Origin of the sequence: Pseudorhodoplanes sp. (assembly GCF_035565795.1) — a bacterium.
Classification (GTDB): Bacteria; Pseudomonadota; Alphaproteobacteria; order Rhizobiales; family Xanthobacteraceae; genus Pseudorhodoplanes.
This window is the reverse complement of the sequence record NZ_DATMRV010000201.1, coordinates 1-9,767: the sequence shown is the minus strand read 5'-3', so window position 1 is coordinate 9,767 and position 9,767 is coordinate 1. Positions and strand designations below refer to the sequence as shown.

The following is a 9,767-nucleotide window of genomic DNA, read 5'->3' as shown; positions in this document are numbered from 1 at the left end:
AACGGTCGGCAGTGGCAGCCGCGGGCGCGGACGCGCCTCGGACAGCGTCCAGAACCGCCGGTCGTAGAGGAAGCCGCGCCGGCCTTCGCGGTCGATCTCCGCCCGTGCAGCCGCCATCGGCCGCGAGGTGACCACCAGCGCCCCGCCGTCCGGCGACCAGCGTACCGCCCGCACGTCCTCGGCATCGCGCGTGACGGGAGCGGCGTGGCTTCCGTCGGTGCGGGCACGCCAGGCCTGGGTCACCCCTCGATCGCGGCGCAGGTAGGCGAGCCAGCGGCCGTCGGGCGACCACAGGGGCGTGATGGCCTGTTCGGTGCCTATCGCCAGGTCGGGAAGGCCGTGGCTGTCGCTGCGAGCCAGGATGAACTCGCCGCCGACATCGACCAGCCGTGCTGGCTTGGCTCGATCGAGCGGGACGATGACGATGCCGATGCAATAGCGGTCGGCGTCGGGGTCCGCGCGACGAAGGGCAATGGCAAGCTCGGTGCCGTCCGGCGACAGGCTGAAGGGCGATGGGCCGGAGAGCGCGGTATCGGACCGGCCGAAATCACGCAGCCCGAGGAGGTCGCGCGGACTGACGTCGCGAGCGCTGGAGGACCCGGGCGACATCAATCGCTCGGGGCAGTCGGCGGAGGCGACGGAGGGTGCAGCGAGGCAAGAAGCTGCAAGCAGGCAGCGCGACATGGCCCTCACCACGTCTTGGTGACCGTCAGCGAGATGACGCGGCCCAGCGGACTGGCATTGTCCGGGTCGAAGCCGACCGAGAACGGACCGAGGAAGTAGGCGGCCGCCGGCGGGTCGCGGTCGAACAGGTTGGTGGCGCTCAGCGCGACACGCAGGCCGCGGCCGACTCCTTCCTCGCCGAAGCGATAGCCGACCTGCAGGTCGAAGGTCGTCCAGGAATGGACCTCCTGCGGGACCGCGTTGGTGAGGTTGGTGTAGCTGTCGAGATAGTTGCCGAAGAGCGACACGCTCCAGCGCTCGCCGGACCATCCGGCGCGGGCGCGCAGCCGCAGGTCGACCGGGTTGCCGAGCCGGTCGACGACGTCGGTGGCGGGGGCGCTCGCCGTGAGCGCCTGGCGGATATGGAAGATGTACGCCCCGGCGAGGCCGATGTCCGCCCTCCCGCCAAGGGCATCGAAGCTGTAGCCGAGGTCAACGTCGAGCCCGCTTTGCCTGACGGTCGACAGGTTCTGCAGCCGCGCGTCGATCAGCAGCTCGATCTGCTCGGGCGCCAAATTGAAGGGATTCTGGAAGACCGGCGCCGCGAAATAGCCCTGAATCGTCGCGAGCGAGGGATCCGGGTCGATGATGCCCTCGTAGGTCTCGCGGTTGACGAGGAAGTTGAGCAGGTTTGCCGCCGGGGAAGCGATGCGGTCGCGGTAGTCGATATTGTAGTAGGTGATGCTTGCATGGAGCCCCGGGATAAAGGGCGGCCGGACGTCCATGCCGACGGTCCAGCTCGTCGCCCGTTCCGGGCGCAGCCCTGGATCGTTCCCGCGCAGGACCAGCACGTTCGTCTGGCCCGTGGGCGACGCGGGATCGGGCAGCGTGTAGGTGAAGAAGAGCGAGTTGGCGGGATCCTGCCTCAGGTTGTTGAAGTTGGGCGCGCGGAACGACTTGCCCCAGGTCCCGCGGATGGCGAGGCCGCGCAGCGGCTCCCAGGCGATGCCGAGCTTCGGGTTGGTCGTGGTCCCGAAGTCGCTGTAGTGCTCGGTCCGCACGGCGGCGGAGAGGTCCAGCCGGTGGAATCCCGGAAGGCGCAAGTCTTCGCCGAAGACCGGCACATGGAGTTCGCCATAGGCGGCCCGGACCCGCCGCGGGCCACGCAGGGCGATCGGCTGGAGCGCGACCGGTGCCAGCGTGTTGACGTCGCTTATCGTCGCCCGGTCCTCGTACCGCTCCTCGCGATATTCGCCGCCGACCGCGAGGCGGACGTCGCCGCCGGGCAGCGAGACGAGCGGACCATCGGCCCGCAGGGCTGCCGACCAGACGGTGCCGCTGTTGCCCGAGCGCGTTGAGCCCCGCACCTTTGCTATCGTGGCCGGATTGGTCGAGGGCCCGTCGCCGAAGAGATTGTAGGCGGTTGCCGGGTCGGGATCGGCAAGCGCCGCATTGAGCCGCGCCGTGTTCACGCGGTTGGAGATGGTGGTTCGTTCGACCTGCCGCCCCCATGTGCCGTGCAGGTCGACATTCCATCGGCCCAGGTCCGCCTCGACGCCCAGGCTGCCGCCATAGGCTTCGACGCCGCCGCTGGTGGTCTCGGGGCCGAGGTCGCGCACGAAGCTGTATTGCACCCGTACCGGACGCGCGGTCCCGATCGGGTCGACGTAGAAGGGGTTCGTCACCGGCACCGTCCGCGCCGCGTTGCTGATCGGCCTCTCGCGCTGGCTGAAGCTCCGCGAGGAATAGAGGCCGCGCGCATAGAGGCGGATGCCGGGAGCAAGGTCCTGGCTGGCCGCGGCGAAGACGGAGTGCCGGCGCTGGTCGGGAAGCAGGTCGGCCTGGTCCCAGTCGTTCCCGAGGTTCACCGTATTGGGGACGAGGTCGCTTGCGGCCAGGTCTCGCCCGTCCTGCCCGCGCGGGATCGCGAAGGTCTGGCCGTTGGCCGCGATGATGGTTCCGGGGCTCGCATATCGGCTTCGGTTATCCGTGCCGCCGTAGTTCCGCAGGTCGTCCGTGGCATAGGCCCGGTCAGCGGCGGCGAGCCGCGTCCGCCGGTAATATTCATAGGCGATCATGGCATGCCCGCCGGACCAGCGGGTTCCGAGAAGCTGGCTGGCGACGACGTCCTCGGAATCGCCATCGGCGGTGCCGATCCGGAATCGGGTCTCGCCGCCGGTGAAGTCGAGCCGGGGGATGATGTTGACCACGCCGGCGACGGCGTCGGAGCCGTAGACCGCCGACGCGCCGTCGGCGACGATCTCGATCCGTTCGATCGCCGAGGCCGGGATCATGGAGATGTCGCTGAACACGCCCGAGAAGCCGCCGAGCGCCGGTCGGTCTCCGTTCAGCAGCACGAGGGTCGAGCCGGTGCCTAGCCCGCGCAGGTTGATGCTCGAGCCGGCCGCCGTGTTGAAGCCCGAGTCCGAGTTGAACGAGCCCGTGCCTGCACCCTCGCCCGGCGACCCGCCGAAGTTCTGTGGAATGGTCTGTGCGATGTCCTGCGTTGTGGCGTAGCCGCTGCGGTCGATCGCCTCGCGGTCGACGGTCGTGACCGTCGAGCCAACCGGGCCGGAGCCGCGGATGCGGGTCCCGGTGACCACGATCGCTTCTTCGCTGGCGAGTTCGCCTTCCGGGCTGCCCTGCGTGGATTGCGTGCGAGCGATCACCAGCCCGTCGCCCACCCTTCGCGCTGCGAGGCCCGACCCGGCGAGGAGCGCCTCGACGACCTCCTCGAGAGTATAGTTGCCGCGGACCGGCGGGGCGGACCTGCCCCGGAGCAGCCCTGCCGGCGCGACGATGTCCCGCCCGGACCGGATCGACACATCGCGCAGGGACTGGGCAAGCGGTTGCGCGGGAAGAGCGTAGGCGAACCGCTGTTCCTGGGCCGCCATCGCCGGCACCGTCGGCAAGAGCGCGACGGTCGAAGCGGACAGGGCAAGTGCAACCTTCTGGACAATCGACATTCGTGTTCCCCCATGCGCACGCCGGATTGGCGTTGCTTGGGGGACTTCGACGCGACCGAGCGCGGTTACCCTGGGAAATTATTCCTGGCTGGCGAGCACGAGCGTGTCGGGCCGGTCCCGGTCGACCCGCAACCGGAACATCGACCCGATCGTCTCGGCAAGCCGCGAGGGTTCGCCCGGCTTGAAGGTGCCGGTAAAGCGGCGCTGCCCAGTGGCTGGATCGGCGATGATGATCTTGGTCGGGCTGTAGCGATTGGCCGATGCCACGACGTCCGCCAGCGGAGCATCCTCGAACGACAGCATCCCGGACGGCCAGCGGGCTTCGGGCGGCCTGATCTTCGTGGGCCTGGCAGGCGCAGCGGAGCCGTCGATCGTGACCTGCTGTCCGGGCGCCAGCATCGTCTGTCCCGATCCGCCCGCCGGGGCGTTCCGGCGAACCTCGACCGAGCCCTCCAGCAGGGCAACGACGATCCGGCGCGGGCGGCGGTCGACATCGAACAGGGTTCCGCGGGCAACGACCTCGCTCGAACCGGCCGCCACGATGAACGGCCGCTCGGCATCGTGGGCGACCGCGAAGCGGGCGCGTCCCTGCTGCAGCTCGAGGCGCCGCTGGTCGCGATCGTAGCGAACCCTCACGACGCTGTCCGTGTCGAGCGTGACCCGTGATCCGTCCTCGAGCGCAATCGTCCGGATTTCGCCTACGCGACTGGCAAGCATCGCGCGGGTGGCCGTGTCGCGGTGCACGAAGCCGTTCATGGCGAGGCTGCCCGCAACCAGCAGGACCAGCACCGCGGCGGCGGCCGCTGCAACCCTCGTCCTGCGCTGCCGGGTCGCAGCCTGGGACCGCTCTCCGATCGGGGTTTGCGCCGCGAGGGCAGTGTCGTCCCAGCTGTCGAGCAGCGCGTCGTAGGTATTCGCATGGCGCGCGTCGGCGGAATACCAATCCATGAATTCAGCGCGCTCGTGGTCGGTAGGCCCCGACCGGAGCCGGGCCAGCCAGGCAATCGCCTGGTCGCGCAGCTCGTCCGGTGCGCGCGAGCCGTCGCCTCGACGATCCATCAACGCCTCAGGGCTCGATCAAGAAGATCAATCGCCTTTGTCATGTGCCATTCGACGCCCTTGATGCTCAAGCCGGATCGTTCCGCAATCTGCCTGTAGCTCAATCCGTCGAGGCGATGGGCGAGGAATATCTCGCGAGTCTTCGGCTTCAACCGCATCAGCGCGTTCTGGAGCCGGTTGAGCTTGTCGCGTGCCTCCAGTGTCGCGAGCAGGTCGGCTCCGGCCAAGGGGACGTCCTCGGCCGGGACATGGCTGGAGAGCGATCGCTGCAGCGCCAACTTGGCGCGGTCGCGCAGCAGGTTCGTGGCTATCTGGTTGAGGTAGGCCTCGGGACACTCGACAGTCCGGTCGCGGCAGGCGGCGGAGCTCGCGAACCGGACGAAGCTTTCCTGGACGAGGTCGATCGCATCCTGCCGGTCAGCCCGGCGCGCGAAGAACCGGAGCAGCCGCGGACCATGCACGCGATAGAGGTCTTCCAGGCCCAGCGAATGGCGAACGACGCGATCCTCGGGTGGAAGGGGGTCGTCCTCGCCCAGCGGCGGAACCGTGACGGCCGCGAGGAAGCCGCCGATCATCCGCATCGGCGGCCTCGGCCGGCCAAGGCCGCCTTCCTGGATGCTGGTTCGCCTGCGTCGAAGTGTCCGACCATGCCCGTTTGACCCACAATCGTGAGCGCACGGGGGCGAAAGCCGGGTGTTGAGAACATGCTTGAGACATGCGCCGGCGCCTTTGGCCGCAAGCGGCTTGGACATGCGCGTCGGCCACCCGGCCGAAGGGGTGCGGGTCTGGACTCCCAAGCGAGGTTCTCACGCCTCGGCGCCACCCTCGTGGCGCCGCGTCAGACTAGCTCGAAGTGATTAATGCGCAACCCCGTTGAGCGGGAGGCCGAACCCCGGCGCGATCGATGCGCCAGGTACAATGAACCCGTCGATGCTTGAACCTGGAGGCAGGCTCCGCTGAGTTGGTCCAGCCGGGGAGTGCAGGAATCCGCAAGCGGCCGCCCGTCAGGTCGCGGCAATGGAACCCGGCCGTTCGTACCAGCCGCGCGTCCGATTCACGATCGCGACGACGGACAACATCACCGGCACCTCCACCAGCACGCCGACCACCGTCGCCAAGGCTGCGCCGGATTGCAGGCCGAACAGGCTGATCGCGGCGGCGACGGCCAGCTCGAAAAAGTTGCTGGCGCCGATCAGCGCGGCGGGCGCCGCCACGCACCAGGCGACACCGAAACGGCGGCTCAGCCAATAAGCAAGTCCTGCATTGAAATAGACCTGGATCAGGATCGGCACGGCCAGCAATGCGATGACGAGCGGCTGCGCCAGGATCGCCTCGCCCTGGAAGCCGAACAGAAGTACCAACGTGGTGAGAAGCGCTACGAGCGACACCGGGCCGAGGCGGCGAAGCAGGGCGTCGAGCGCCGCCGTGCCGCCGGTGGCAAGGCGCTGGCGGCGAATGAGTTGCGCCACGATCACCGGCACGACGATGTAGAGCAGGACCGACAGCAGCAGCGTGTCCCACGGCACGGTGATCGAGGCGACTCCGAGCAGCAGGCCGACGAGAGGCGCGAAGGCGAAGACCATGATCACGTCGTTCAGCGCGACCTGGCTTAACGTGTAATGGGGCTCGCCCTCGCACAGGTTCGACCAGACGAACACCATCGCGGTGCACGGCGCTGCCGCGAGCAGGATCAGGCCGGCAATGTAGCTTTCGATCTGGTCTGCGGGGAGCAGGGGCCGGAACAGCGAGCCGATGAACAAGGTGCCGAGCAGCGCCATCGAGAAGGGCTTCACCGCCCAGTTGATGAACAGGGTGACGCCGACGCCGCGTATATGCTGGCGCACCTGCCCCAAGGCGCCGAAGTCGATCTTCAGCAGCATGGGCACGATCATCAGCCAGACCAGGAGCGCGACGGGCAGGTTGACCCGCGCGATCTCGGCCTCAGCAATGGCTGCGAAGACACCGGGGAGCGTCGCACCGAGCGCGATGCCGACGCCGATGCAGAAGGCGACCCACAGCGACAAATAGCGCTCGAAACTCGTCATGGCGGGCTTCGCCGCCATCGCCTGGTCAGCCATTGGCGGGTACCACCGCGCCGTCTTCCTTGACGAAATCCGTTTCGAGCGGCCGACCGAGGATTGTCAGCACCTCTTCGGATGGGCGGCAGAGCTTAACGCCCTTCGGACCGACAACGATTGGCCTGTTGATCAGGGTCGGGTGCGCAATCATCGCGTCGATGAGCTGCTCGTCGGTGAGCGCGGGATCGTCCAGTCCCAGCTCGGCATAAGGCGTACCCTTCTGCCGCAGCAGATCGTGCGGGCTGATCCCCATGCGGTGGATCAGCGAGACCAGCTCCTCCCCGCTGGGCGGCGTGTCGAGATAATGGACCACCTGCGGCTCGCTGCCGGTGGCGCGGATCAGCGCCAGTGTGTTGCGCGAGGTCCCGCAGGCGGGATTGTGATAGATGGTGACGCTCATTTGCAGCAGGCCACCTTCGGAGCCTTCATGGCGGTGGCACAGCAGGCGTTCTCTGCGGCATTGCCCGAGAGCGCGCCCAGTGCAGGGCTGTCGCCGTACACGGTCGCCTCGCCGTTGGTGAAGAAGGCTTCCCAGACCACGCCGTCGGGATCGGCTATCCAGCTCTTTTCGGATCTTGCATAGCAGCAGGTGGTGGCGCCCTCCTCGAGCACCGGATGATCCGCCGCCTTGAGGCGACCATAGACGTCCGCAAGCTCTTCACCGCTCTCGACCTGGATGCCGAGATGCTCGATCCCCTTGGCGGCATGCTGGCCCGCCGAGATGGCGAAGTTCACGCGGGGATCGTCGAGCATCCACTTGGCGTAATCGGGCTTCACCACGGTCGGCTTGGCGCCGAACAGGGTCGAGTAGAAGCCAATGGAGCGGTCGAGATCGTTCACCCCGACGTGCACGTGCAGGCGCTTCATGCGGATTTCCTTTCCGGTTGAGCTGGAACGGCTTCGGCTGCGCAGCCGAGGGCCGTGCCGCAATCAGCGCCGGCGCAGCAATTCTCCATGAGGTAGCCCACAAGATCGTTCATCGCGGCATAGTCGGCCCGATAAATGATCGACCGATGCTGCCTCTCCTGTCGCACCAGGCCGGCCTTGCTCAGTTGAGCGAGATGGAAGGAGAGCGATGAGTTCGGAACGCCGAGGGCCTCGGCGATTGCACCGGCGGGCTTTCCGGATGCTCCCGCTTGAACGAGCAGCCGGAACAACGCCAGACGATGTTCCTGCGCCAACGCGCCCAAAGCCGAGACTGCTGAGACCGAATCCATGCAGCACGTCATTTCCATTTATGTAGAAATGACGTGCTGCGCGGCGAAAGTCAAATCATTTCGACGCTTCTCGAAACGAGAAGGGCGAGGAGGCTGTTAGGCGCGAAAAGGAGGCGGCCCTTAGGCCGCCTCCGAGCGTGGACGGAACCGGAAGTCTCCGGGCACCGACTTGGGCACGATCCGACGCGACCACTCGCAGGTTACCTTCGCCGGCCGTTCGACGAGGACAGCCGGCGCCGGCAGCCCTTTAACGAGCATGTCGGCCCAGTTCTGCGCGAGCTCGCGCCGCCGCGGCATGTAGGCGGCGCGGTTGTAGGCGCCCTCGACCTTCTCCTTCGGAACATGCGCGAGCATCAGGTCGATGACCTGCCGGTCATGGTCCTTGCCATGTCGCTCCGCCCATTCGTTCATGATGGTCGAGAACGCCGCCCGGAAGCCGTGTGGCACATGATGCCCGTGGTAGCCGGCGCGATTGAGCAGGTAGCCGATCGCGTTCTCGCTCATCGGGCGATGGGCGTGCCGGTTGCTCGGGAAAAGGAGGTCGCCCTCGCCTGTCAACGGCCAGAGCGCCCGCAGCACCGCGATGCTCTGGCGGGCCAGCGGCACCAGGTGATCGCCGTCGGGTTCTTCCTTGCGATCGAGATCGCCCTTCATCCGGACAGCGGGGATGCGCCACAGGGGCCTGCGGCCGTCGAGATCTTCGAATTCGCCCCATCGGGCGCCGCGCAGCTCGCTCGGCCTGACCGCGGTTAGGGCAAGGAAGCGCAGCGCCAGGCGCGTTATCGGCCGCGCATTGTCCTCTTCGGCATCCTTGATCATCTGGCGCAGCCGCTCGATGTCGGTGATCGCCGGCTGGCGTCCCTTGCGCAGGGGCTTGAGGACCTTGCCGAGCTTCTCGGCCGGGTCATTCTCCACGACGCCTTGGGCGATGCCGTAGACGAAGACGGCGGAGATCCGCTGCCTGACCCGCTTGGCGGTTTCGATCGCCCCACGGGCCTCGATCTCGCGCAGCACGCCCAGCACGAGCGGCGGCGTCAACTGCGCGATCGGCAGGGCGCCAATGGTCGGGAAGACGTCTCGCTCGAGGCTGCGGATCACGTCAGACGCGTGAATCTTGGCCCATTGCGCCTTGGAATTCTCGTACCACTCGCGCGCGACGCGCTCGAACGTCATCCGTCCAGCCTCGATATTCGCCTCGATCTTGAGCTTCCTGGCGATGGCGGGGTCCCGCCCCTCGCTGAGGATGGCGACGGCCTCGTCTCGCTTCGCGCGCGCGTCGGCGAGCGAGACGACGGGATAGGCGCCGAAGGCCATGCTCTTCTGCTTGCCGCCGTAAGTATAGTTCCAGCGCCAGAGCTTGCCGCCGCTGGGGGTCACCAGCAGGTAGAGTCGGTTGGAATCGGCGATCTTGTAGGATTTGGGCCGCGGCTTGGCCGTGCGGACCTTGGTGTCGGTGAGCATTCCCGGTCTCCTGAAAATACCACGTTTTTCGACCGCGCGTACCACGTTTGCGTACCACCGAATCGCCGGATTGGTTCGGACGGGTACGGACGGTCGTGGCCAAGCTGATCGGCTAAGTGTTGGATTTCAGGAGAGAAAAGTCGATCCCACCGGACTTTTACGAACCCTTATGGAAGGGTCGGTGGCGGAGCGGGAGGGATTCGAACCCTCGATACGGTTTTGCCGTATACACACTTTCCAGGCGTGCGCCTTCGACCACTCGGCCACCGCTCCGCGTCCTGGAAGAGCGGCGCACTAGCGGGCGGGCGGCGCTGTGACAAGGT

At 67.3% G+C, this 9,767-nt stretch carries 8 protein-coding genes, 1 tRNA gene and 1 pseudogene; all 10 read right to left on the bottom strand.

All coding sequences use genetic code 11. The annotated features are described in order from the left end of the window. Nucleotides 1-609 (bottom strand): annotated as a pseudogene (locus tag VNZ93_RS17940) (hypothetical protein); the annotation flags it as partial. Between the two features lie 80 nt (nucleotides 610-689). Next, nucleotides 690-3,629: a TonB-dependent receptor gene (locus VNZ93_RS17935; RefSeq protein ID WP_325708176.1), complete on the bottom strand. Its 2,940-nt coding sequence runs from the start codon at nucleotides 3,627-3,629 to the stop codon at nucleotides 690-692. A gap of 78 nt (nucleotides 3,630-3,707) precedes the next feature. Next, nucleotides 3,708-4,688, bottom strand: coding sequence for a FecR family protein (locus VNZ93_RS17930; protein ID WP_325708173.1), 981 nt, complete (start codon nucleotides 4,686-4,688; stop codon nucleotides 3,708-3,710). Continuing rightward, nucleotides 4,688-5,269: an RNA polymerase sigma factor gene (locus VNZ93_RS17925; RefSeq protein WP_325708170.1), complete on the bottom strand. Its 582-nt coding sequence runs from the start codon at nucleotides 5,267-5,269 to the stop codon at nucleotides 4,688-4,690. The genes VNZ93_RS17930 and VNZ93_RS17925 overlap by 1 nt, the downstream gene beginning before the upstream one ends. Before the next feature lie 423 nt (nucleotides 5,270-5,692). After that, entirely contained in the window at nucleotides 5,693-6,733 is a 1,041-nt protein-coding gene (gene arsB, locus VNZ93_RS17920; protein WP_325708179.1) for an ACR3 family arsenite efflux transporter, read from the bottom strand. Between the two features lie 25 nt (nucleotides 6,734-6,758). Then, on the bottom strand, nucleotides 6,759-7,166 hold the full coding sequence (gene arsC, locus VNZ93_RS17915; RefSeq protein ID WP_325708167.1) for an arsenate reductase (glutaredoxin): 408 nt from the start codon (nucleotides 7,164-7,166) through the stop codon (nucleotides 6,759-6,761). Next, nucleotides 7,163-7,633, bottom strand: a complete 471-nt coding sequence (locus VNZ93_RS17910; protein WP_325708165.1) for an ArsI/CadI family heavy metal resistance metalloenzyme — start codon at nucleotides 7,631-7,633, stop codon at nucleotides 7,163-7,165. The genes arsC and VNZ93_RS17910 overlap by 4 nt, the downstream gene beginning before the upstream one ends. Next, a complete protein-coding gene (locus VNZ93_RS17905) occupies nucleotides 7,630-7,983 on the bottom strand; it encodes a metalloregulator ArsR/SmtB family transcription factor (protein WP_325708162.1) in 354 nt (117 codons plus the stop codon). Before VNZ93_RS17905 ends, VNZ93_RS17910 begins: the two co-directional genes overlap by 4 nt. Nucleotides 7,984-8,103: 120 nt before the next feature. Beyond that, nucleotides 8,104-9,444 (bottom strand): tyrosine-type recombinase/integrase, encoded by a 1,341-nt coding sequence (locus VNZ93_RS17900; RefSeq protein ID WP_325708160.1) that lies wholly within the window; start codon nucleotides 9,442-9,444, stop codon nucleotides 8,104-8,106. A 182-nt stretch (nucleotides 9,445-9,626) separates the two neighbouring features. Then, nucleotides 9,627-9,717: transfer RNA gene (locus VNZ93_RS17895), tRNA-Ser, on the bottom strand. Nucleotides 9,718-9,767 lie beyond the last annotated feature (50 nt).

Coding starts and splice junctions, on each gene's coding strand:
- VNZ93_RS17935 (WP_325708176.1), bottom strand. CDS start 3,629: ATGTCGATTGTCCAGAAGGTTGCACTTGCCCTGTCCGCTTCGACCGTC.
- VNZ93_RS17930 (WP_325708173.1), bottom strand. CDS start 4,688: ATGGATCGTCGAGGCGACGGCTCGCGCGCACCGGACGAGCTGCGCGAC.
- VNZ93_RS17925 (WP_325708170.1), bottom strand. CDS start 5,269: ATGCGGATGATCGGCGGCTTCCTCGCGGCCGTCACGGTTCCGCCGCTG.
- arsB (WP_325708179.1), bottom strand. CDS start 6,733: ATGACGAGTTTCGAGCGCTATTTGTCGCTGTGGGTCGCCTTCTGCATC.
- arsC (WP_325708167.1), bottom strand. CDS start 7,166: ATGAGCGTCACCATCTATCACAATCCCGCCTGCGGGACCTCGCGCAAC.
- VNZ93_RS17910 (WP_325708165.1), bottom strand. CDS start 7,633: ATGAAGCGCCTGCACGTGCACGTCGGGGTGAACGATCTCGACCGCTCC.
- VNZ93_RS17905 (WP_325708162.1), bottom strand. CDS start 7,983: ATGGATTCGGTCTCAGCAGTCTCGGCTTTGGGCGCGTTGGCGCAGGAA.
- VNZ93_RS17900 (WP_325708160.1), bottom strand. CDS start 9,444: ATGCTCACCGACACCAAGGTCCGCACGGCCAAGCCGCGGCCCAAATCC.